Source organism: Nocardia abscessus NBRC 100374 (assembly GCF_000308455.1).
GTDB lineage: Bacteria > Actinomycetota > Actinomycetes > Mycobacteriales > Mycobacteriaceae > Nocardia > Nocardia abscessus.
Map to the genome: position 1 here is coordinate 32,574 of NZ_BAFP01000063.1, position 22,054 is coordinate 54,627.

At 69.5% G+C, this 22,054-nt stretch carries 20 protein-coding genes and 1 riboswitch; of the genes, 9 read left to right on the forward strand and 11 right to left on the reverse strand.

Annotation, left to right across the window (positions count from 1 at the left end; all coding sequences use genetic code 11):
* Positions 1-46: 46 nt before the first annotated feature.
* Genes ON19_RS11960 through ON19_RS11970 form a run of 3 tightly spaced genes read right to left on the reverse strand, consistent with a single transcriptional unit; the run spans position 47 to position 3,263 of the window.
* On the reverse strand, positions 47-1,681 hold the full coding sequence (locus tag ON19_RS11960; RefSeq protein WP_043690190.1) for an ABC transporter permease: 1,635 nt from the start codon (positions 1,679-1,681) through the stop codon (positions 47-49).
* The gene (locus ON19_RS11965; RefSeq protein WP_043690323.1) at positions 1,678-2,610 is read right to left on the reverse strand and encodes an ABC transporter ATP-binding protein; all 933 of its coding nucleotides are present in this window, start codon (positions 2,608-2,610) and stop codon (positions 1,678-1,680) included. The genes ON19_RS11960 and ON19_RS11965 overlap by 4 nt, the downstream gene beginning before the upstream one ends.
* On the reverse strand, positions 2,610-3,263 hold the full coding sequence (locus ON19_RS11970; RefSeq protein WP_043690192.1) for a TetR/AcrR family transcriptional regulator: 654 nt from the start codon (positions 3,261-3,263) through the stop codon (positions 2,610-2,612). The genes ON19_RS11965 and ON19_RS11970 overlap by 1 nt, the downstream gene beginning before the upstream one ends.
* A 103-nt stretch (positions 3,264-3,366) precedes the next feature.
* Here ON19_RS11970 and ON19_RS11975 point away from each other — a divergent pair, with 103 nt between their 5' ends.
* The gene (locus tag ON19_RS11975; RefSeq protein WP_043690194.1) at positions 3,367-5,319 is read left to right on the forward strand and encodes an acyl-CoA dehydrogenase family protein; all 1,953 of its coding nucleotides are present in this window, start codon (positions 3,367-3,369) and stop codon (positions 5,317-5,319) included.
* 25 nt (positions 5,320-5,344) lie between these two features.
* On the opposite strand, the gene ON19_RS11980 is transcribed toward ON19_RS11975, so the two are convergent.
* The 3 genes from ON19_RS11980 to ON19_RS11990 form a co-directional block, all read right to left on the reverse strand.
* Positions 5,345-6,241 carry a nuclease-related domain-containing protein gene (locus ON19_RS11980; RefSeq protein ID WP_043690196.1) on the reverse strand — a complete coding sequence of 299 codons (897 nt, stop codon included), beginning with the start codon at positions 6,239-6,241 and terminating at the stop codon, positions 5,345-5,347.
* 125 nt (positions 6,242-6,366) lie between these two features.
* Positions 6,367-7,764: a DUF2252 domain-containing protein gene (locus ON19_RS11985; RefSeq protein ID WP_043690198.1), complete on the reverse strand. Its 1,398-nt coding sequence runs from the start codon at positions 7,762-7,764 to the stop codon at positions 6,367-6,369.
* 45 nt (positions 7,765-7,809) lie between these two features.
* Complete coding sequence (locus ON19_RS11990) at positions 7,810-9,504, reverse strand: GMC oxidoreductase (protein ID WP_043690325.1); 1,695 nt, start codon at positions 9,502-9,504, stop codon at positions 7,810-7,812.
* A gap of 164 nt (positions 9,505-9,668) precedes the next feature.
* On the opposite strand from ON19_RS11990, the gene ON19_RS11995 reads away from it, so the two are divergent.
* From ON19_RS11995 to gcvP, 8 genes are all read left to right on the forward strand, one after another.
* Positions 9,669-10,316: a CDP-alcohol phosphatidyltransferase family protein gene (locus tag ON19_RS11995; protein ID WP_043690200.1), complete on the forward strand. Its 648-nt coding sequence runs from the start codon at positions 9,669-9,671 to the stop codon at positions 10,314-10,316.
* Positions 10,317-10,358: 42 nt separating this feature from the next.
* Positions 10,359-10,757, forward strand: a complete 399-nt coding sequence (gene gcvH / locus ON19_RS12000; protein WP_043690202.1) for a glycine cleavage system protein GcvH — start codon at positions 10,359-10,361, stop codon at positions 10,755-10,757.
* 168 nt (positions 10,758-10,925) lie between these two features.
* Positions 10,926-11,411, forward strand: coding sequence for an oxoglutarate dehydrogenase inhibitor Odhl (odhI, locus tag ON19_RS12005; RefSeq protein ID WP_043690204.1), 486 nt, complete (start codon positions 10,926-10,928; stop codon positions 11,409-11,411).
* Between the two features lie 94 nt (positions 11,412-11,505).
* Positions 11,506-12,309, forward strand: coding sequence for a transcriptional regulator FtsR (gene ftsR / locus ON19_RS12010; RefSeq protein ID WP_086006628.1), 804 nt, complete (start codon positions 11,506-11,508; stop codon positions 12,307-12,309).
* A gap of 158 nt (positions 12,310-12,467) precedes the next feature.
* Complete coding sequence (locus tag ON19_RS12015; RefSeq protein WP_043690208.1) at positions 12,468-12,941, forward strand: bifunctional nuclease family protein; 474 nt, start codon at positions 12,468-12,470, stop codon at positions 12,939-12,941.
* 187 nt (positions 12,942-13,128) lie between these two features.
* Positions 13,129-13,686 (forward strand): MerR family transcriptional regulator, encoded by a 558-nt coding sequence (locus ON19_RS12020; RefSeq protein WP_039797830.1) that lies wholly within the window; start codon positions 13,129-13,131, stop codon positions 13,684-13,686.
* A 138-nt stretch (positions 13,687-13,824) separates the two neighbouring features.
* Positions 13,825-15,177 carry a M14 family zinc carboxypeptidase gene (locus ON19_RS12025; RefSeq protein WP_051168777.1) on the forward strand — a complete coding sequence of 451 codons (1,353 nt, stop codon included), beginning with the start codon at positions 13,825-13,827 and terminating at the stop codon, positions 15,175-15,177.
* 100 nt (positions 15,178-15,277) lie between these two features.
* A riboswitch (glycine riboswitch) is annotated at positions 15,278-15,378 on the forward strand.
* Between the two features lie 157 nt (positions 15,379-15,535).
* Complete coding sequence (gcvP, locus tag ON19_RS12030; RefSeq protein ID WP_051168778.1) at positions 15,536-18,346, forward strand: aminomethyl-transferring glycine dehydrogenase; 2,811 nt, start codon at positions 15,536-15,538, stop codon at positions 18,344-18,346.
* A gap of 178 nt (positions 18,347-18,524) precedes the next feature.
* Here gcvP and ON19_RS12035 read toward each other — a convergent pair whose 3' ends face one another.
* The 5 genes from ON19_RS12035 to ON19_RS12055 all read right to left on the reverse strand — a co-directional run bounded on the left by ON19_RS12035 (position 18,525) and on the right by ON19_RS12055 (position 21,994).
* The gene (locus ON19_RS12035; RefSeq protein ID WP_043690213.1) at positions 18,525-20,189 is read right to left on the reverse strand and encodes a VWA domain-containing protein; all 1,665 of its coding nucleotides are present in this window, start codon (positions 20,187-20,189) and stop codon (positions 18,525-18,527) included.
* A 105-nt stretch (positions 20,190-20,294) separates the two neighbouring features.
* Positions 20,295-20,567 carry a WhiB family transcriptional regulator gene (locus tag ON19_RS12040; RefSeq protein WP_043690215.1) on the reverse strand — a complete coding sequence of 91 codons (273 nt, stop codon included), beginning with the start codon at positions 20,565-20,567 and terminating at the stop codon, positions 20,295-20,297.
* Positions 20,568-20,595: 28 nt separating this feature from the next.
* On the reverse strand, positions 20,596-21,141 hold the full coding sequence (locus ON19_RS12045; RefSeq protein ID WP_043690329.1) for an HNH endonuclease: 546 nt from the start codon (positions 21,139-21,141) through the stop codon (positions 20,596-20,598).
* Between the two features lie 54 nt (positions 21,142-21,195).
* Positions 21,196-21,423, reverse strand: a complete 228-nt coding sequence (locus ON19_RS12050; protein WP_043690217.1) for a hypothetical protein — start codon at positions 21,421-21,423, stop codon at positions 21,196-21,198.
* A gap of 34 nt (positions 21,424-21,457) precedes the next feature.
* On the reverse strand, positions 21,458-21,994 hold the full coding sequence (locus ON19_RS12055; RefSeq protein WP_043690219.1) for a DM13 domain-containing protein: 537 nt from the start codon (positions 21,992-21,994) through the stop codon (positions 21,458-21,460).
* Positions 21,995-22,054: the final 60 nt, after the last annotated feature.

A 22,054-nucleotide genomic window follows, 5' to 3' on the forward strand; every position in this document is an offset into this window, starting at 1 on the left:
GAAGTGGCCCGCGCGAATCGGCTTCGCGCGGACCACCGAGACACCGTCAGCGCAGGTCGCGCCTGCGGAACGCGGCGATGCCGACGACGAGCAGGAGTGCCGCGCTCGCGAGCAGCCACAGCACGGGCTGCGCCTGGAACTCGGCGCCGGGCACCTTCGGCGGATGGACGAAGGGCACCAGATCGACCATCCATTGCGGTAGGCCGTCCAGCGAACCGACGAAGAAGATCACCACCATGGCGCTGAGCACACCCCACGCGATCGGGGCGAACCGCGGTGCGACCCCGTAGAGCGCCACCGCGATGCCGGTGACGACCCAGACCGCGGGCACCTGCACGGCCGCGGCGCCGATCGACTGCGCGAGCTTCGTGCCGAGGTCGCCGTCCGAGGCGCCGTAGACGACGCCGATCGCCACACCGGAGACCAGCAGTGCCGCCGCGGGCCCGAGCAGCGCGAAGCCGATGTGGCTGAGCGCGTAACGAACACGGCCGACGGCGCCGGAGAGGGTGGCCTCGACCCGCGCGCTGGACTCCTCGTCGTGCAGCCGCAGCGCGGCGGAGATCGAGTAGGCGGACGCGGCCGCGGCCAGCATCGTGATCGCGTAGGTGATGAAGGAATCCTGCAGCTGCTGTGAGCCGCCCATCCGGGTGACCATGTCACGGATGGACGCGCTGCCGTCGAGCATGTCGCCGACGCTGTTCACCGCACCGCCGATCAGCAACCCGTAGAGGGCGAAGCCCACCGTCCACGCCAGCAGGGTGCCGCGCTGCAATCGCCACGCCAGACCGAGCGGGCCGGACAAGCCCGGCGCCGCGGCGCGCGGTCCCGGACGCTCCGCGATGAGCCCCGAACCGACGTCGCGGTTGCCGAGCAACGTGTACGCGCCCGCGGTCCCCAGCACCGCGACGGCGGCGAACGGGATCAGCACCCACCAGCGTTCGTCGGCGTACGGGCGGATCTGCAAGGACCATCCGATCGGCGAGAACCAGGACAGCACGCCGTTTCCGGCATCGCCGACCGCCCGCAGCGCGAAGGCCGCGCCGAGGGCGCTGAACGCGACACCGCGCGCCAGTCGCGCACCGGCGCTCACCTGGGCGGCGACCGCGGCGACGGCGGCCCAGACGATGCCCGACGCCGCCAAGGCCGCGCCGAAGGCCACCGATCCCGCGCCGGGCAGGTCGGCGGCGTAGAGCGACAGGGCGCACACGACTCCGGCGAGCAGCGCCCCCGCGTAGGTCATGATCAGGGTGGCGGTGAGGCCCGCGTAGCGTCCGATGCTGGTGGCGCCCACCAGCTCCGCGCGTCCGGTCTCCTCCTCGACCCTGGTGTGCCGGATCACCGTGAGCACCGTGGCGATGGCGATCATGGTGTACATGGCGCCGGCTTTCCAGGTGCCGATCGATCCGAGCGCGGAGCTGAACACCGGACCGTACATGGCGATCAGTGCGGGGCTGTCGGCCGTGGTGCGCGCGAAGCTGTCCAGAGAGGCCTGGTTGTCGTACAGGTCCTTCACGCTGACGACCTGGAACGCGGGCATCAGCCCGATGAGTAGCGTCCACAGTGGCAGCACGATCCGGTCGCGCCGCAGGTACAGCCGCAGCAGTCGCCCGGTGCCCGCGAAGTCGCCGGATACGCCGAATGCCGGTATCGCTGTGGCGCGGCCGGCGGTGGCGGTGGTCATGCTCGCACCTTCTCCCCGGTGTCCGCGGTGGACTCGGCGTCGTGGCCGTCGACGTGGTAGTGCCGCAGGAACAGCTCCTCGAGCGTCGGCGGCGTGCTGGTCAGGCTGCGCACGCCGGCATCGCCGAGCACCCGGATCAGCTCGCCCAGGTGCTCGTTGTCGACCTGGCAGCGCAGCGTGTGGTCGTCGAATTCGATGTCCTCCACGCCCGGGATGCGGCTGAGATCGCCTGCGTCGCCGATCAATTCGGCGGTGATCGAGGTGCGCGAGAGGTGGCGCAGATCCGACAGCGAGCCGCTCTCCACCGTGCGCCCGGCCCGGATGATGGTCACCCGCTCACACAGCACTTCGACCTCGGACAGGATGTGACTGGACAGCAGGACGGTGGCGCCGCGCTCTTGCGCCTCGTGCACGCACTCCCGGAAGACCTGCTCCATCAGCGGGTCCAGACCCGAGGTCGGCTCGTCGAGCAGCAGCAGCCGCACGTCCGAGGCCAGCGCGGCGACCAGCGCGACCTTCTGGCGGTTGCCCTTGGAGTAGGTGCGTGCCTTCTTGCGCGGATCCAGGTCGAAGCGCTCGATCAGCTCGTCGCGCCGTTGCGCGTTGATGCCGCCGCGCATCCGGGCCAGCAGGTCGATGGTCTCGCCACCGGAAAGCGACGGCCAGAGCGTGACATCGCCTGGGACGTAAGCCAATTCGCGGTGCAAGGCGATCGCGTCGGCCCACGGGTCGCGGCCGAACAGCCGGGTCTGTCCTCCCGTGGCGCGCAGGATGCCGAGCAGCACCCGGATGGTGGTGGACTTGCCCGCGCCATTGGGGCCGAGGAAGCCGTGGATCTCGCCGTCGGCGACCGTGAGGTCGAGGCCGTCCAGCGCGGTGACGTGACCGAAAGTCTTGCGGAGGCCGCGGACTTCGATGATGTCGGACATCACTTCTCCTTGGTGAATGTGTCCAAGATCGTGGAATCGGTGAGCAGACCCTGGGTGTAGAACTCCAGGGCTGGTGGGGTGAGTTCTTCGGTGAGGTCGCGAATCGCCTTGCGAAAGTCGATCTTTTCGTCGCGGTGCTGGCGCATCTGCATGTACAGCAGGGTGGCGCCGACGTTCAGCATCATCAGATATCGGGCGCGCGCCGCCGGGTCGCGACTCGGCTTGATCGTGCCCGCCTCGACCGCCTGCTCCAGATATCCCTCGGCGTCGGCGGCCATGTGCTCGAACAGTGATTCCGCCATCGGTCCGCCCGCCTGCAGGCTGCGCACCATATAGGCGACCAGTGGCGCGTAGGACTCGATCTCGGCGAGGGCGTCGAGCATGCCCGCCTTGACCGATGACGCGGTGATCGCCTTGACCTTCTCGTCGCGGATCAACTGCAGCACCCGGTCGTCGCAGGCGGCGCGCAGGCCGTCCTTGGAACCGAAGTGATGGTTGACCAACCCGGGCGAGACGCCGGCGGCGGCGGCGATCTTACGGACCCCGACTTGGAATCCGTGCTCGCCGAACACCTCGATCGCGGTATCGCGAATCCGCGCCGCGGTGGTCAGATCTTCGGGGGATCCTTGCGAAACGGGCTGTTGGTTAAACACATGTTCAGTATATTAAACAGTCGTTCAACGGTCTAGCAAGACCCCGTCTCCGACTTGTCGTGCGTCACGGTTTGCCGCCGGTGTACCGGGCTATCGTCGAGACATGACTAGCGGCACGGCAACGACGGCGGACCACCTACGCGCGGCACTCGACGGACCCTGGGCGGCCGTCCGGGACGAAGCCCGGACGCTGCTGGCGGGGGAGGAGTTCACCGCCGATCCCCACCTGGACTACAAGGCGGCTCGGGCTCGGGTGCTCGAACAGATGAAGGCGATCGCCACGATGGGGTTCGCCGAGCGCGGCTTCCGCCGGGAGAACGGCGGGACCAGCGAGCCGGGGGCGGCGGTGGTCAGCCTGGAGATGCTGGCGTACGCGGACCTGTCGCTGTGGGTGAAATCGGGCGTGCAGTGGGGCCTGTTCGGCGGCGCGGTGGAGAACCTCGGCACCGAGCGGCACCGGGAGTACATCGAGCGGTTGATCTCGCTGGACCTGCTCGGCTGCTTCGCCATGACCGAGTCCGGGCACGGCAGCGACGTCGCGAATCTCGAGACCACCGCGACCTACGATCCGCAGACCCAGGAATTCGTGGTGCACTCCCCGACACCATCGGCGCGCAAGGACTACATCGGCGGCGCGGCCGAGCACGCCAGGATGGCCGCGGTCTTCGCCCAGCTGATCACCGGCGGCGAGAACCGGGGCGTGCATTGCCTGCTGGTGCCGATCCGCGACGAGAACGGCGCCGACCTGCCCGGCGTGACGACCTACGACGACGGTCTCAAAGGCGGTCTGCCCGGTGTGGACAACGGGCGCATCGTCTTCGATCACGTGCGCGTGCCCAGGGAGAACCTGCTCAACCGGTACGCCGACGTCGCGCCGGACGGCACCTACAGCTCGGAGATCGAGAATCCCAGCCGTCGGTTCTTCACCACGCTCGGCACTCTGGTGCGCGGCCGGGTCAGCGTCGGCGGCGCAGCGGCGGCAGGCGCGCGGGTCGCGCTGAGCATCGCGGTCCGCTACGCACTGCGGCGACGCCAGTTCTCCGACCCGGACACCGGTGTGGAGACCGTGCTGCTGGACTACCGCAGCCATCAGCGCCGGTTGCTGCCCTTGGTCGCGAAGTCCTACGCCCTCGCCTTCGCGCAGAACGACCTGGTACGCCGGATGCACCTGGTGCAGACCGGCCAGGACCTGGAGGCGGGCGCGCAGCGCGCGCTGGAGAAGCGCGCCGCGGGCCTGAAGGTCGCGCAGACCAGGCACGCCACCAGCGCCATCCAGGAATGTCGCGAAGCATGCGGCGGTGCGGGTTATCTGACGGAGAACCGCCTGGTCACGTTGAAGGCGGACACCGACGTGTTCACCACCTTCGAGGGCGACAACATCGTGCTCACCCAGCTGGTGGCCAAGGAACTGCTCACCGCCTACGCCGACGAGGTGCGCGACCTGGACGCGCTGGGCTGGGTGCGCTTCGCCGCGACCATGGCCGGTGACGTGGTACGCAAGCGGTCCGGCGTGCGTCAGCTGATCCAGAACCTGAAGGACCGCGGGGACGATCCCATCGAGGAGGGCGACCTCTCGCGCCGGGCGGTGCAGTTGCAGTTGTTCGCCGATCGCGAGGACTACCTGGTCCGGACCGCGGCGCACCGGCTGCGCGCCAGGGCCGAGGACACCGGGCCGTTCGAGGCGTTCAACAACGCCCAGGACCACATCCTGGCCGCGGGCTCGGCGCATATCGACCGCCTCGTCCTCGAGGCGTTCATCGAGGGCATCGCCGACATCGAGGATCCGGAGGCCAGGGAGCTGGCCGACTGGATGTGCGACCTGTTCGTCTACACCACGATCGAGGAGAACCAGGCCTGGTACATCATGCACCGGTTCATGTCGGTGGAGCGGGCGAAGGCCATCCGTCGCGGCGTGAACGAGTTGGTCGACCGGCTGCGTCCGCACGCGCTGACCTTGGTGGAGGCCATGGGCGTGCCGGAGTCGATGCTGCGCGCGGCCATGCTCGACGACGCGAGCGTGTTCGACCGGGCGCAGCCGATCTCGGTGCCGTCGTAGCGGCGCGGGGCTCGTTCGGGGCCGATCAGCCCGGCCCGTACGCCGCGATCGCGGTGACCACGAACCACAGGATCCAGACGAAGGCGATGACCATCCCGATCGCCAGGACGGTACGCATCACCGCGCGGCCGAAGTCGAGGTCACCGCGCTCCCGCGGATACAGCTTCCACGGGCTGTACCACGGCGCCCGTACGGCGAAGGCCGAGGCCTGCGCGTCCCGCTCGGCCTGCGCGAGTTCCTCCGCGTAGGCCTCGGCCTGCGCCTGGTTCGGGCCGCCGTGCCAGAGCGTGATGTCGATCGGGCCGAGGAAGCCCTCGTTGAGCAGGTCCTGCGGAGCGGGAAGATAGGGCAGGATGCCCAGACCACGGAACGCGACCGCCACGTCGTTGGCCGTCCAGAGAAACTTCTCCTCCGCTGCGAGGGAGTCGAAATAGTGCTGGAGCCGGCCGGGCCCGTCGCCGATGATCACGTCGAAACTCGGATCAGCCCACCGCTGTTCGAGCTGGAGCTGGGCGCCGGGCAGCGGGACCACCAATGCGACGCCGTGCACGACGCGCTGCCCGAGACCACGAGCGGCCAGCCATTCCTGCAACGCGAAGGTGTGCTCGCGCGACTTGTCCAGCGGTGTGCGGCGGTCGCGGCTCTCGGTCGCGACCGGCTCGCCGTTGACGGTCCACTCGCCGTTCAGCGGGACCTCCAGTACACCGTCCTGGCGGGCGACGAGCGCGTCGGCCTCGATCACCACGCAGCTGGTCGGTGTCCAGATCACGGCGTCGAACTGGTGCAGCCGGTCCTTGTGGAACAGGCTGCAGGTGATCGTCGCGACACCATGCGGACTATCGGGGTCCTTCCAGGTGCGCAGCCAATCGATCAGCGCCCGCTCGGCATTGGTGCCTGCGGCGTTCTGGACTCGCACGAGCATTGGCGACCACCCTTCACGTCGACACTCGACAGTGCACAGGATACGAGGTGCCCCAACGGATTCGCCGCGCGCACGCCGACCGGCGGCGTGTCGGTCCCACGGCGGCGTGGCCGCGCGCGGACCCGCTACTCCGGTTCCTCGGCGTCGATCCGGCCCGCCCGCACGGCCGCCAGCAGCTCGGCGTGGTCGGCCTCGGTGCGGTCGGCGTAGCGCACCGCGAACGCGGCCACCGCCTCGTCGAAGCGCTCGTCGCCGTCCAGATACCCCGACAGCAGCCGCGGGTCCAGGGAGCGGGAATGGGCTCGGGCCAGCAGCGCGCCCGCGAGCCTTCCGTAGTCGTCGAGGTCGCCTGCGGGCAGCTCGGCGGGATCGATGCTGCCCTTCAGATTGCGGAATTGCCGGACGATGAAGGGCAATTCGGCGCCGTCGCCGACCGGGGCGAGGGAGGTCCAGCCGAGCAGGATGTCCGCTTCGGATTGGACGAGTCTGGCGCCCTCGACGATGCGCTCACCCTCGTGCCGCACGTCGCGCGTCGGCAGGAACGGGGCCAGTGCCGCGGGAGCGGCCTGCTTCACCTGCAGGACCAGCGACTCGCCGTCGTTGCCGTGCAGCAGTGCCAGATAGCTGTGCAGGCCGACGCTGCCGGTCCCGACGATCCGGAACGCGATGTCGGACACCGCGAATCGGGCCAGCAGGTTGCGCCGCGAACCGTGCAGGGTGTCGGCGTAGCGCTCCAGCCCATCGGTCACCGCCTCCGCGGCCTGCTCGTCCACGGCGGTGAGGATCGGGGGGTCGCTGACGAATCGGTGCCTGCGGATGCCGGTCTGGTGGTCTTCGAGGTGCTCGGTCCACTTGGCCACCACTTTGGCGCTGGTGTTCTTGCGCGCTTTCTTGGCCGCCTTCTGGAAGTCGTCGAGCAGCGCGTCGGCCCTGGCCTGGGTGATCACCGACTCGTCCGGCAGCGCGCTCCAGGACGACATGAACGGCATCGCGGCCAGCGCGTCGACGGCCAGGCGGTAGGAGCGTGCGGCGTCCCGCGCCGCGGTGCGGCACTCGTCCTCGCCGGCGCCCGCCTCGCGTCCGGCCAGGACGAGGCCGGCCGCGAGGCGCTCCAGATCCCACTCCCACGGTCCGGGCACGGTCTCGTCGAAATCGTTGATGTCCATGATGATTTCGCCGCGCGCCGTGCCGTACAGACCGAAGTTCGCCGGGTGCGCGTCACCGCAGAGCTGGGCGGTGAGCCCACTGTCCGGGCCACCCGCCAGGTCGGCTGCCATCAAGCCCGCCGCGCCCCGGTAGAACGTGAACGGCGAGGCGATCATCCGCCCGATCCGCAGCGGTATCAGATGCGGAAGCCGGCCCGCGTTGCTCGCGGCGACGAAGTCGAGCACGCCCGGACGCCGCACGCTGGTCGCTTCCCGGTCCCTGGCGATGACCGGGGTCCGCTGACGCAGCGCGCGGCCTCGGTCCCGGACCTGCTCCGCCGGCACGTAGGAGCGCAGGTCGATACCACTGTCTGACACAACGGCTCACGCTAGCCGGTGGCCCGTGCCGGTGTGGCGTCGGATTCAGTCCACCGGGACGCGGGGCGGCGCGGGCTCGATCGGCAGCCGCAGCGCGCCGGGCGCCGCCGCGGGCACCGCCGGGCGCGCCGGGGCGACCGGCGCGATGCGCCGGTAGGCCGACCCGAGCTCCGGCCTGGTGTCGGGGTCGTCGCGGTTGGGCCAGAACGCCATCGCGCGCTCGGCCTGCGCGGTGATCGTCAGCGACGGGTTCACGCCGAGGTTGGCGGTTACCGCCGAGCCGTCCGCCACGTGCAGGCCGGGATGTCCGTAGACCCGCTGATAGGGGTCGACCACGCCGGTCCGCGGGCTGTCGCCGATCACGCAGCCGCCGATGTAGTGGGCCGTGGCCGGGATGTCGAACACGTCCATGATCAGCCCGTGAGTGTCGCCGTCGACCTTCGCCCCGAATCGCCGCCCGATGTCGTGGGCCAGCGGGATCCAGGTGGGGTTCGGCTCGCCGGTGCCCTGCCTGGTGCGCAGGCGCCCGCGGCTGCGGAACGAGGTCAGCGAGTTGTCCAGCGACTGCATGATCAGCAGGATCACCGACTTCTCCGACGCGTGCCGTGCGTCGAGACTGCGCAGGAACACCAGCGGGTGCAGCACGATCGCCAGCAGGAACCGCACGAAACGGAACGCGCCGCCGTCCACGATCGGCACCGACATCGGGAACAGCGCGTTCTGACCCTTGCCGTAGTGGCACACCTCGACATGGGTGTCGGCCTCCGGATGGATGGAGGAGGTGATCGCGATGCCTTCGGCGAAATCCCGGCGCGCGCGGCTGACGACGTTGAGGATGGCTTCGGAGTTGCTCCGGGTCAGTTCGCCCAGCCGGGGCGACAGGTGCGGCAGCACGCCGTCGTCGCGCATCTTGTGCAGCAACTTCTGCGTGCCGAGCGCGGCGCCCGCGAACACCACCTGCTCGGCGGTGAAGGTCCTGCGTTGCTTGCGGATCCAGCGGTCGGACCGCTGGGTGTCGACGGCGTACCCGCCGCCGGGCAGCGGCCGCACGGCGGTGGCCGTGGTCAGCGGGTGGACCTGCGCGCCCGCCTGCTCGGCCAGATAGAGGTAGTTCGTCGTCGTGGTGTTCTTGGCGTTGTGCGGGCAGCCGGTGAAGCAGCGCGCGCAGTGCACGCAGCCGGTGCGGCGGGGACCCGCCCCACCGAAGTAGGGATCGTCTACCTCCGTGCCCGGATCGCTCTCGTTGAAGAACACGCCGACGTCGGTGGGATGGTAGGTGTCGGCCACACCGAGGTCCTCGGCGATCTCCCGGATCACCTCGTCGGCCGGCGTCGTGCGCGGGTTGGGCGCGACACCGAGCATGCGCTTGGCCTGGTCGTAGAACGGTGCCAGTTCCGCGCGCCAGTCGGTGATGTGCGCCCACTGGCGGTCGGTGTAGAAGTTCGGCAGGGGTTCGTAGAGCGTGTTCCCGTAGATGAGCGAGCCGCCGCCGACACCCGCGCCGGAGAACACGGCGCACTTGCCGAGCAGACTGATCCGCTGCGGTCCGGTCAGACCCAGGCGAGGCGCCCAGATCGATTTGCGCACATTCCAATTCGTGCGCGGGATGTCCTCGGGATCCCACCGGCGGCCCGCCTCGAGGACACCGACCCGGTAGCCCTTCTCGGTGAGCCGCAGGGCGCTGACGCTACCGCCGAAGCCGGAACCGATCACCACCACGTCGTAGTCGTATGCGGACATGACTTCCTCTCGCTCACCGGCCATACGGTGAGAAATATTTTCAATCATTCTGTCACCGCCGCGCTGTGGCGGAAACCATCCTCGCACGGGCGTGCCGTGCCGAGATGTGGAAAATCGGCGCTCGGAGATGGCGGGGATGGGGGTCGGTGGGGTATGCACGGGTCGTGACAACCGAATCGGGCACAGCGCAACCCGAGGAACGCGCCAACGGCGGCGGAGTACGCGGCGTCTTCGCCGATCGCGTCCTGACCGTGCCCAACGTGCTGAGCGTGCTGCGCCTGCTGGGCGTTCCGCTCTTCCTGTGGTTGCTGCTGATCGAGCGGGCCGATGGCTGGGCGTTCGCGCTCCTGGTCGCCAGCGGCGTCACCGACTTCCTGGACGGCAAGCTCGCGCGGCTGCTGGATCAGTCCTCGCGACTGGGGGCGCTGCTCGACCCGTTCGTCGACCGGCTCTTTCTGGTCACGACGCTGGCGGCCTTCGTGATCCGCGGGCTGCTCCCGTGGTGGGTGGCGGCGATCCTGGTCGGGCGCGATCTCGTGCTCACCGCGACGCTGTCGGTGTACAAACGCCGCGACCTGCCCCCGCCGGAGGTGATCTACCTGGGCAAGGCGGCCACCTTCGCGCTGATGTCCGCGCTGCCCTGGCTGCTGGCCGGGCAGATGGACTGGGCGGCCGCCGGTTTCGGGCGTGCCTTCGGCGGGGCGCTCCTGATCTGGGGAACGGCGGTGTACGTGTGGACCGGCGTGCTCTATACCGGCAAGGCCATCGCGGTCGCAAGAGCGATACCGGCTGTGGGGCATCGGACGGCCTAGCCGATAGAGTTTGCGTGCAACGTTCAAAAGAAAGGACGGCCTGTGACCCAGACCCCCGAGGATCTGCGCTACACCGAGGAGCACGAGTGGGTACGCCGGATCGCCCCGACCCGGGTGCGGGTGGGCATCACCGACTACGCCCAGTCTCAACTCGGTGACGTTGTGTTCGTGCAGCTGCCCGAGACGGACGCGGAAGTGGCCGCCGCGGACAGCATCGCGGAGGTGGAGTCGACCAAGAGCGTGTCCGACATCTACGCGCCGCTGAGCGCGAAAATCGTTGCGGTGAACGACGTGCTGAACTCGGAGCCGGAGACGTTGAACACCGACCCTTATGGTGACGGGTGGCTGTTCGAGTTGGAGGTGAGCGACGCGGCGAGCCTCGACGTGACACTCGGTGAACTGCTGGATGCCGCAGGTTATCAAGGAGTTATCGGGGGCTGAAGCAGCCTTCCCAGTTCTACCTGCACGGGTGCGGCCCGGCAGGGTACGGTCAATGCCAACAGATGCACCCGGCGGCTGCGCCGGGAATCTAGAGACTCGACGGCAGGTCGTGGTGCCAGAGGCATCACCTGCTTGCATGGATAATCAGGTTCGAGGAGGAGAGAAACGGTGAGCGAGAACAAAGACCCGGGTTACGGGGAGACCGCGGCCGAGACGACGTCGGTCTTCCGCGCGGATTTCCTGAACGAGGTCGACGCGTCGCGCTCCGGAGAGCCGACCGGCGAGCAGCCGGTCCAAGGGGTCGAGGGTCTGCCCGTTGGCGCGGCCCTCCTGGTCGTCAAGCGTGGCCCGAACGCGGGGTCGCGGTTCCTGCTGGATCAGCCGACCACCTCGGCGGGGCGGCACCCCGACAGTGACATCTTTCTCGACGACGTCACCGTCAGCCGTCGGCACGCCGAGTTCCGTCAGGACGACGACTCGTTCCAGGTCGTCGATGTGGGCAGCCTGAACGGCACGTACGTGAACCGGGAGCCGGTGGACTCCTCGGAGCTGCAGAACGGCGACGAAGTGCAGATCGGCAAGTTCCGGTTGGTGTTCCTCACCGGACCGCGCGCCCAGGTCACCGACTCGTCGGCGGGCGCGGGGAGTCTATGACAGCGTCGGCGCTGGGTTGTACCCCTCATGAAAGGCTCTGAGTCATGAAGGACCTGGCGCTGTGACCGGTGCGGCGCAGTGGGCACGCGGAGGAATGTCGATCGGATCCGTGCTCGACCTGCTGCGCCCCGACTTTCCCGACGTCACCATCTCCAAGATCCGCTTCCTGGAAGCGGAGGGCCTGATCCGGCCGGAGCGGACCCCTTCGGGCTACCGCAGATTCTCCGTGGCGGATGTCGAACGGCTCCGGTTCGTGCTGACCGCGCAACGCGACCAGTACCTGCCGCTGAAGGTGATCAAGGAACAGCTCGAGGCCATAGACAGCGGTGCGGCGACGCTCGGCGTGCGGGAAGCCCGCGCCCGAGCGCACTCCGTGCGGTCCGGGGCACCGGAGTCGGGTCCGGGTGCGCCGGACGCCGAGCAGGCCGCTCCGGGTTCCGAACGTGGCGTGCGCCCGGTGGCCGCGCCTCGTAGGCTCGGCGTCGTGCCGACCGAGGTCTCTCCGGATGATCTGCGGTTCGATCACGAAATCCGGGTCACCCGGGCCGATCTGCTCGAACAGGCCGGGATCGACGAGAGGTTCCTCACCGACCTCATCAGGGCCAACCTGATCACGCCCGGCCCGGCGGGATATTTCGACGCCGACGCGGTCACGCTGGCCAAGACCGCACGGGCGATGGCCGAATTCGGTTTGGAGGCACGGCATTTGCGTGCGTTCAAGCTCGCCGCCGACCGGGAGGCCGCGCTCGTGGCGCAGATCGTCGCCCCGATCGCGAAGAGCCGCGACGCGGACGCACGCGCCCGTGCCGAGGAGACGGTGCGCGAACTGGCCGCGCTGTCGCTGACCCTGCACACCTGTCTGGTGAAGTCCTCGGTCCGGGGTTCGCTGGGGGGTTGACCCCCGGTGGCCTCGCGTCCCGAGGTTTCGCGGAGCCAACACGGTGATTTCGGCTGTGCAGACGGATCGCTGGACCGGTGCGGGTTCGCCTAGACTCGTGGTACGGCGAGCTCTGCAGCGGTCATGCCGGGCCGGCGGCGAGTATGGGAGGCAGTGCGATGAGCGAAATGCGCGTGATCGGCATCCGTGTCGAGCAGCCACAGAACCAGCCCGTGCTGTTGCTCCGCGAAGTGGCGGGCGACCGGTATCTGCCGATCTGGATCGGGCAAGCCGAGGCGACTGCGATCGTCCTCGAGCAGGAGGGGGTGACTCCGATCCGCCCGCTGACACACGACCTCATCAAGATCCTGATCACCGAGCTGGGGCACACCCTCAAGGAGGTCAGGATCGTGGATCTGCAGGAGGGCACCTTCTACGCGGACCTGGTGTTCGACAACGATCTGCGGATCTCCGCGCGGCCGTCGGATTCGGTTGCGATCGCCTTGCGGGTCGGTTGCCCGATCCATGCCGAGGAGTCCGTTCTCGAGGAAGCCGGACTGGTGATGCCGGACGAGCGCGAGGACGAGGTGGAGAAGTTCAAGGAGTTTCTCGAGTCGGTGTCCCCGGACGACTTCAAGGCGACCGATAGCTGAAGTAGAGGTCGAGACTTTTACCGCGCGTCGCGTTTGGCTCGATGACGTCGCTCCCTGGACAATCGTGGGGAGTAATCTCGACAGTTGGGCCACGTCCGTTTCGGCCGAATCCGCACCGATTCGGTCGGTGACGGAGCCGGGTCATCGATGAGGCTGGGAATGCGTCGGCGAAGCAAGGGAGTGGTCAGTGGCAGAGCAATCGCAGGATGTGGTACAGCCAGGCCTGTTCCCCGACGATTCGGTACCTGACGATCTGGTCGGCTATCGCGTTCCCAGTGCGTGCCAGGTGGCCGGAATCACGTATCGGCAGCTCGACTACTGGGCGCGCACGGGTCTGGTGGTGCCCTCCATCCGGAGCGCTGCGGGGTCGGGCAGTCAGCGGCTGTACTCGTTCAAGGACATCCTGGTCCTGAAGATCGTCAAGCGGCTGCTCGACGCGGGCATATCGCTGCAGAACATCCGGATAGCCGTCGATCATCTGCGCAGCCGCGGCGTGCAGGACCTGGCGGGGATCACCCTCTTCTCCGACGGCACCTCGGTCTACGAGTGCACTTCGGCCGAGGAGGTCGTCGATTTACTGCAGGGCGGACAGGGCGTCTTCGGGATCGCCGTCAGCGGCGCCATGCGCGAACTGACCGGCGCCATCGCCAATTTCCCCGCCGAACGCGCGTCGGCGATCACCGAACGTCCGGAGGACGAGCTGTCGTTCCGTCGGAAGGCGCGAATGAACCGCAAGACGGGCTAGCAATCGCACGTTCGGCCCGCACACAATGAAATAAAACGCTTCCACGGCCGGGTAAGGCGTGTCGCCTCCCCGGCCGTGGTGTGTGACAACGCCGCCACAGTGGGTGAAGGGCCGCGGCGGCGGCGAAAGGGGGGCGCCGTGCAGACAGGCGACATCACCGGCCTGGTCGGGCCGATCGGCCGGATCGACGCGTTCCCGACCGTCGACGAACTCAACGCGTTCGCCGACGCGCTGGCGGCCGAACATCCGGAACGGGTCTCGGTCACCGAACTCGGGCGGTCGCGCGGCGGCGATCCGATTCGCGAGGTGACGGTCGGCTCGGGCGACCGGCACATCCTGGTGTTCGGCAATCCGCATCCGAACGAGCCCATCGGCATGGCCACGATCCGCCACCTGCTCGGCCGGATGGCCGCGGACGATGCGGCGACCGTGGGCGCTACGTGGCATTTCCTGCTGTGCGTCGACCCGGACGGCACCCGGTTGAACGAAGGGTGGTTCGCCGGACCGCATACGAGGACGAGCGTCGCGCGCGGCTTCTACCGGCCACCCGCGGCCGAGCAACCGGAATGGTGCTTTCCGACCGTGTGGCGCGGCAGGCAGGTCGGCGTCCCGCTCCCGGAGACGAAGGCGATGATGTCGCTGATCGACCGCACCCGGCCCGCTCTGATCGCCTCGCTGCACAACGCGGAGTTCGGCGGCGGGTTCTTCTACACCTCCGGCGGCGACCCCGAGTACTGGTCGGCGCTGACCGCTCGTCTGGCCGCCGCCGACGTGCCGATCCACCGCGGCGAACCCGACGCGCCCGGCGCCCGCACCTTGGCGCCGGGAGTCTTCGAACTGCCGCTGTTCGAGGCGATGGCCGATCTGCTCGCGGCGCAAGGCCTGGACTCGGTCGCGGCGCTTGGCGGGGGTGGTTGCCGGGACTACGCGGCGCGCTACGGTACGGCGATCCTGGTCTGCGAATTGCCGCTCTGGGCCGACTCGCGCATCGGCGACGGCTCGGCGGGCGACCGAGTGCTCGGCGACCTGCTCGACGCCACAGCCGCCGACTATCACGCCATGGCCGAGGTCGCCTCCGAGGTGCTCGCTCGCGTCGACGGCCGATTGAGCGGCCGCAGCCCGTTCGAGCGGTCGGTGCGTGCGCTGGTCGCCGGGCTGCCCGGTCTCGCCGTGAGCAGACAGGCTGTGCCGGAACGGAACCGGATCGCGACGCGCGGCGAGATCTTCGTCGAGCAGTACGACTGGACCGCCATGTTGCGCCTGCGGCTGGGCGGGATGCTGCTGCGGCTGCTGGAGGACGAATACCGTCGCGGCGCCGCGCCGGTGCTGGCCGCCGAGCGCGACCGCTTCGCCGCGATCTTCGATCGGTGGTGCGCCGACGTGGAGCAGAATGCGCCGGGTGTCGCGGTGCCACTGGCTCGTCTGGTCGGCATCCAAGCGGAGTCGATCGTGCTCGCCGCGACGAGGTTGCGCGCCGGGCTGGCCATCTGACGGTGATTCCCACCCGGCCTCGGAGTGACCAGAACGACAGGGCTCACCCGGGGTCCGATGGCGCGCTCCGGCGTGGCGTCGGCATAAACTGACGGTGCGTCGCCGCCGTGCGGGAGAGCCTCGGTCTCGAAAAGAGTCCGAGCGCCGAAGGAGCAGCACCTCCCCGTCAATCTCTCAGGCAACCAGGACCGTGCGGGCTTCGGCGCCTCTGGAAAGCGGTGGCTTCGAGCCGCCCGCCCATGGGGAAAGGGTCTCGGCCACCGGTCGCGGCACCCGAATCTCTCAGGCGCCACGACAGAGGGGGAGGGCCGGTACCCGTCGACCACCTGGTCGACCCCGCCCGACCTTGGGAGCTGTTGTGACTCGCTCATTCGCCGACCGCCATATCGGACCCGACCGGGAGGAACTCGCCCGGATCCTGGACGTCGCCGGCGTGTCGTCGCTCGACGAGCTGGCTGCCCGAGCGCTTCCGGCGAGCATCATCGACGGCGACGGCCTGGCCGGGCTGCCCGCGGCGGGCACCGAGCACGAGGTGCTCGCCGAACTCGCCGAACTCGCGGCGTCCAACACCGTGGCCACCTCGATGATCGGCCTCGGCTACTACGACACGCTGACCCCGCCGGTGCTGGTGCGCAACCTCCTGGAGAACCCGGCCTGGTACACCGCCTACACGCCCTATCAGCCCGAGATCAGCCAGGGCAGGCTCGAGGCGCTGCTGAACTTCCAGACTATGGTGGCGGAACTGACCGGCATGGACGTCGCCAACGCGTCCATGTTGGACGAGGCCACCGCCGCCGCCGAGGCGATGACGCTGCTGCGGCGCGCGGGCAAGGTCGAGTCGGTCCGGCTGGTCATCGACAGCGACCTTTTCCCGCAGACCAAGACGGTGCTCTACACCCGTGCCGAGCCGCTGGGCTTGGAGATCGTGGAGGCGGATCTGTCCACCGGCGAGCTGCCCGAGGGGGAGTTCTTCGGTGTGCTGGCGCAGGCCCCTGGCGCTTCCGGGCGCGTCGTCGACCTGACCGAGTTGATCGCCGCGGCGCACGAGCGGGGGGCACTGGTCGCCGTCGGCGCGGACCTGCTGGCGATGACGCTGATCACGCCACCCGGCGAGCAGGGCGCCGACGTGTGCTTCGGCACCACCCAGCGTTTCGGCGTCCCGCTCGGCTTCGGTGGCCCGCACGCGGGGTACCTCGCCGTCCGGCAGGCGCAGGCCCGCCAGCTACCCGGCCGCCTGGTCGGCGTCTCGGTGGACGCGGACGGCGCGGTCGCCTACCGGCTCGCCTTGCAGACCCGTGAGCAGCACATTCGTCGCGAGAAGGCGACCTCCAACATCTGTACCGCGCAGGTGCTGCTGGCCGTCGTCGCCGCGATGTACGCCTCCTACCACGGCGCCGACGGATTGCGGGCGATCGCCCGCCGGGTGCACGGGCACGCCGCGGCGATCGCGGCCGGGCTGGACGGCGCCGTGGTGCACGACAGCTTCTTCGACACGGTGCTCGCGCACGTGCCCGGCGGCGCGGAAGCCGTTGTGGCGAAAGCGAAGTCGCGCGGCATCAACCTGCGCCTGGTGGACGCCGACCATGTCGGCATCGCCTGCGACGAGGCGACCACCGGCGCGCACGTCGCGGCCGTGCTCGAATCCTTCGGCACCGCCGTGTCGTCCGACGCGGGGACGCCCGCGCCGGTCGCGGCGATCGAGAGCCGCACTTCGCAGTTCCTGAACCATCCCGCGTTCACGAAGTACCGCACCGAGACGGCGATGCTGCGGTATCTGCGCGCGCTGTCCGACAAGGACATCGCGCTGGACCGCAGCATGATCCCGCTCGGCTCCTGCACCATGAAGCTCAACGCCACCGCCGAGATGGAGGCCATCACCTGGCCCGGTTTCGCTCGCGTGCATCCCTACGCGCCGGTCGAGGACGCGCCCGGCCTGTTGAAGGTGATCGCGGACCTGGAACGCTGGCTGTCGGACATCACCGGCTACGACTCGGTGAGCCTGCAGCCGAACGCGGGCAGCCAGGGCGAGTACGCCGGCCTGCTGGCGATCCGCCGGTATCACCTCGACCGCGGTGACACCCACCGCGACACCTGCCTCATCCCGTCCAGCGCGCACGGCACCAACGCGGCGTCGGCCGCGATGGCCGGGCTGCGCGTCGAGGTGGTGAAATGCCGCGCCAACGGCGACGTCGACCTGGACGACCTGCGCGCCAAGATCGCCGATCACGCCGATCGCCTGGCCTGCATCATGATCACCTACCCGTCCACGCACGGCGTCTACGAGCACGAGATCGCCGAGTTGTGCGCGCTGGTGCACGACGCGGGCGGCCAGGTCTACGTGGACGGCGCGAATCTGAACGCCCTGGTCGGCCTCGCCCGGCCGGGCCGGTTCGGCGGCGACGTGAGCCACCTGAACCTGCACAAGACGTTCTGCATCCCGCACGGCGGTGGTGGGCCCGGCGTCGGGCCGGTCGCGGTGCGCGCGCACCTGGCGCGGTACCTGCCCGGCGATCCGCTGGAAGCAGGTTCGCACGCGGTGTCGGCCGCGAAGTACGGTTCGGCATCGATCCTGCCGATCACCTGGGCCTACATCCGCATGATGGGCGCCGACGGCCTGCGCCGGGCCACACTGTCGGCGATCGCTTCGGCGAACTACATCGCGCGGCGGCTGGACGAGTACTTCCCCGTGCTCTACACCGGCGAGCACGGCATGGTGGCGCACGAGTGCATCCTGGACCTGCGCGAGATCACCAAGCAGACCGGCGTCACCGTCGACGACGTGGCAAAACGCTTGGCGGACTACGGATTCCACGCGCCGACCATGAGCTTCCCGGTGGCGGGCACATTGATGGTGGAGCCCACCGAGAGCGAAAACCTCGCCGAGCTGGACGATTTCATCGAAGCCATGATCGCGATCCGCGCGGAGATCGACCAGGTCGCCGCGGGCGTGTGGCCGGTGACCGACAATCCGCTGCGCGGCGCACCGCACACCGCCGCATCGCTGGTGGGGGACTGGGAGCATCCCTACAGCCGCGAAGTCGCCGTCTATCCCCGTGGGCTCGGGCACGCCAGGGCGAAGGTGTGGCCGCCGGTGCGCCGGATCGACGGCGCCTACGGCGATCGGAACCTGGTGTGCGCGTGCCCTCCCTTGGAGGCGTACGCGGACTGAATGCCGGTCGCACTCGGCGGCGGCCCTCTTCGCGTAACTGTTCGCCAGGTCCGGCCGTCCGCCCGCGTCGTGCGTGGACTCCCGGCTCGGTCCGTCGCGGTGTCGATGGGTGCGTCCACCACGAGTTCGACCCGGCGGGGCGAAGCGCGAGACTCCGGTCGATGCCGAGTGGTCGCGGCTACGGCGTGGTGAGTGCCTTGACCACGGCGGAGCCGAAGCCGATGTCGTCGGAGGTGGCCAGGCGGGTGTAACTTCCGCCGGTCTGCTGGGCCAGCGCCTGGAGTGTCTGCGTGCCGCTGCCGCCGAGCACGATCACGTCGACGCGCACCGGGCGGGTGCGGTCGATCGCCGCGGTGATGTCGGCGGCCAGTTGGGTGCCGGTCACAGTGGAATCGTCGTCGGGTCCGTCGGTGATCAGCAGGACCGAGTTGGTGCGGCCCGGCGTGTACCCGGTGACCGCGCTCTTGTACGCCGCGATCAGGGACGGATAGGCCTGGTCGGATCGGCTCTCGTCCGGGCGGACCGAGCTCAGGGCGGTACTGATCTTCGTACGCTGGTCGGTGGTGAGCGGGGCGGTCGCGGCCGCCACCCGGTAGGGCGTGTTGCCGTCGAGGTTCTTGCCGAAGGTCCAGACACCGAGACCGAACTCGGGCGGCATGACCGTCATCGTGGAGTTCAGCGCGGCGAGGACGTTCGCCAGTCGGGTCGTCGCGCCCTCGGCGGTGCCCATCGAGGACGACACGTCGACCAAGACGGTCGACCGGACGCCGAGCACAGGATGCGCCAGCGTGTCGCGTACTTTGTCGAGCGCGCCACGCGAAGGGACGGCGGCCGCGGTCTGCGGCGCGCTGCCGAAGCCCGCCGTGACGAACGCCTGCGCCTGCTCGGGCTTGCGCAGGTAGTCGGTGAACCGCCCGGCGATGAGGTTCTGGGTCTTGTCCACCCAAGCGCCGGACATCAACGCGGCCGGGTAGTCGGCCACCGGCGCCGAGCCTGCGGGCCGGAACCCGAGGACGCCGGGCAGCCCTTTCAGTTGCTGTTCGGTAGCCGCGAGGGCGTGCATCGGCGCGTCCTGTGCCGTGATCTCCGACAGCGCGGCCGCGGCGCCGGACGACTCCGGGGCGTCGGCGGCGAGTCCGGAGATCGCGGCGACCACCTGACCGGATTGCGCCGCCTGCTCAGTGAGCGGCTCGGCGCCCGAGACCGCGGAGCCGACCGCCGTGGCCGCGGCCAGCGTGGCGTCACCCGCGGGCAGAGCCATCCGCAGCCCGCCCCAGCCGCTCAGCCCGATCTCGCCGAGCGAGCCCTGCTGCAACCGCGGCAGATCCGCCCAGGAAACCTCGGCCTGCTCCAGCGCACGGTGCAGTTCCTCCGGCACCGCGAGCACGATCGGGCTCGCGGCGATGGACACCGGCGTGCCCTCGATCAGTCCGGGCACTCGCATGGACTCGATCGAGCGGGTCGAATCGGCGATCCACAGCGCCGGCTGCGGGCCGAGCGCCTGATCCCACGGCTTGCCGCTGGTGAACGCGGCGACGATCGTCGAGGAGGGCTGCGCGGTCACCGCGACCCGGGCGCAGTGATCGCGCACTTTCGGCTGGGTGGCGTTGTAGCTGTCCGCGGCGGTCCGCACCTGCGCGGCGATGCTCGGATCGGCGGTCACGTAGAGCGTCGCGGGCCCTTCCACGCATTCGGCCGCCGCCGCGCTGTCCTGAGTCGCCGCGCGATCGCGCAGCTGGAACCAGCCGACGACGATCGCGGCCAGTAACACAACGGCAACCACCGCGATAACCGGACCTTTGCTGACGCCCCGGGACCTGGTTCCGCTGCGATGAGTGCCCACGCGCCCCAGTGTATGGTCACCGGCTCCGGCCGGACTCGGCGAGGCTCCTCCTGACCAGGGGAAGGGGTCTTGCGCCGCCGCGCCCGAAGGCACGGCGGCGGAACCTCAGTGGCGGATCACTCGTCCGCGGTCGAACTCGTGCCCGCCCCAGACGCCGGACTGCCCGGTGCGCATGGCGAAGTCGCCACACGCCTCCCGAATCGGGCAGCCCGCGCACACTTCTCGTGCGTAGTCGAAGTCCTGCGACGGGTACGGGAACCAGGCCTCGTGGTTCGGGTCGCCGCGGCAGGCCGCCCGGTGCCACCCTCGGGAATCCGAGAGTGGGAGCAGGTCGGCCAGGGTCAACTCCGCGACGGCGGTGGTCTCGGTGCGCGTCATCGCGATCTTCTCCTTTCCCGGGTCGTGGTCAAGTGGCGGCCAGTTGCTTCCAGATCCGGCGCTGCTGCCTGACCTGATGGGTGGGGGCCTTCGGCTCCCAGAGCAGGCGCATGCCCGCCTCCTCCGGGGTGCGGTCGGCCTTGGCCGAGTTGCACGGCGCGCAGCAGGCCACGAGATTGCTCCAGGTGTTCGGCCCGCCCCGGGACCGCGGCCGGACGTGGTCCACGGTGCGCGCCCACCCGGCGCAGTAGCCGCATCGGTTCCTGTCGCGGCGCAGCACGCCCGCCAGCGTGGCCCTGCTCTCGTCGTGCACCAGAACGGCGTGCTCCAGGTAGACGTAGCGCAACAGCCGAATCGTCTGCGGCAGAGCGAGTTCCACGTGCCGCGACCGGATCGGGAAGTGTGGTTCGCGGTCGGCGACCGACTCCGCGGCTCCGGCGACCAGCAGAACCACCGCCCGGTCGGCCTTGATCTCGTCGAGCGCCTCGTAGGAGGCGTTCAGGACGAGGACGTCGGTGTGTATCCAGTTGTCGGCGGTCGGCGCTGCCTGGTCGGCGGCAGGGCGGAACGTCATGGGGATCACCATGTTTCGTGCGGAATCGAGCGAAGGAGGAGAGGAAGACGGCGATCAGCCGACGGCCTGGAGGCGGCTGTCGTCCGGTTCGCCGTGCGGTGCGCGCATCGGCCTGCCGAACGCATTGCCCGCGACCGACGAACACGCCGTCTCGGCGTGCGTTCGCTTCGTCGTCTCCGGAATCACTGCCGCCCCTCCTCTCCACTGCTCGGCGACCACCTCGAGGCGGTGATCGTTGTCGAAACACATGGTGGCACAGCGCACCCGCCGTTGTCGGGTCATTTTCCGGCGGTGCTCGGCAAGGGGTTGCCCGGGGTCAGACCGGTCGCAGTTCGGCGGCGCCGAAGGAGACGTTGAACCGGTCGCACCAGATCGCGACGCTGGTCAGCTGGGTGAGGTCGGCGTCGGCGGGAACGGCGTAGTTCTGGTTGCCCTGGTTTCCCTTGAGCTCGCCCAGGTCGGTGTGCGCCCCGTCGTCGAAGACGAACCACCCGTCGCGGCCTTCGCGCACCGGCGCGTCGGTGAGCCAGACGTGCAGGTCGGGGCCGTCGGAGGTGTCGAGGTTCTCCAATCGCAGCACGGTGTTGCCGTCGGGCAGTCGCAGGACGACGACGGTGCCCGCGGTGGCGTGCTCGTGCGAGACGAACGTGCCCTTTGCGATGGCGCGCGGCTGCTGCGCCGCATCATCCGGCCCGGGCGCCGTGGCGGCCGAGGGCGCCGCCTCCTGCACGGTGGTGTCGATGAACAGCCGCCACGGCTGGAACACGGCCAGTCCGGCGCCGAGTGCCGCCACCAGCAGCACCGCGACGGTCCAGGTGATCGGCGATCGGGCGATCCTGCGTGCGGACACCATGGCTTCTCCTCGGGGCGTCGTCGCGTGACCCGGCGATCGGGTCGGCTCACCGCGCAGAGC

Coding starts and splice junctions, on each gene's coding strand:
- ON19_RS12045 (WP_043690329.1), bottom strand. CDS start 21,141: ATGACGTTCCGCCCTGCCGCCGACCAGGCAGCGCCGACCGCCGACAAC.
- ON19_RS11990 (WP_043690325.1), bottom strand. CDS start 9,504: ATGTCCGCATACGACTACGACGTGGTGGTGATCGGTTCCGGCTTCGGC.
- ON19_RS11975 (WP_043690194.1), top strand. CDS start 3,367: ATGACTAGCGGCACGGCAACGACGGCGGACCACCTACGCGCGGCACTC.
- ON19_RS11965 (WP_043690323.1), bottom strand. CDS start 2,610: ATGTCCGACATCATCGAAGTCCGCGGCCTCCGCAAGACTTTCGGTCAC.
- ON19_RS12040 (WP_043690215.1), bottom strand. CDS start 20,567: ATGACGCGCACCGAGACCACCGCCGTCGCGGAGTTGACCCTGGCCGAC.
- ftsR (WP_086006628.1), top strand. CDS start 11,506: ATGTCGATCGGATCCGTGCTCGACCTGCTGCGCCCCGACTTTCCCGAC.
- ON19_RS12015 (WP_043690208.1), top strand. CDS start 12,468: ATGAGCGAAATGCGCGTGATCGGCATCCGTGTCGAGCAGCCACAGAAC.
- ON19_RS11960 (WP_043690190.1), bottom strand. CDS start 1,681: ATGACCACCGCCACCGCCGGCCGCGCCACAGCGATACCGGCATTCGGC.
- ON19_RS12055 (WP_043690219.1), bottom strand. CDS start 21,994: ATGGTGTCCGCACGCAGGATCGCCCGATCGCCGATCACCTGGACCGTC.
- ON19_RS11980 (WP_043690196.1), bottom strand. CDS start 6,241: ATGCTCGTGCGAGTCCAGAACGCCGCAGGCACCAATGCCGAGCGGGCG.
- ON19_RS12050 (WP_043690217.1), bottom strand. CDS start 21,423: ATGACCCGACAACGGCGGGTGCGCTGTGCCACCATGTGTTTCGACAAC.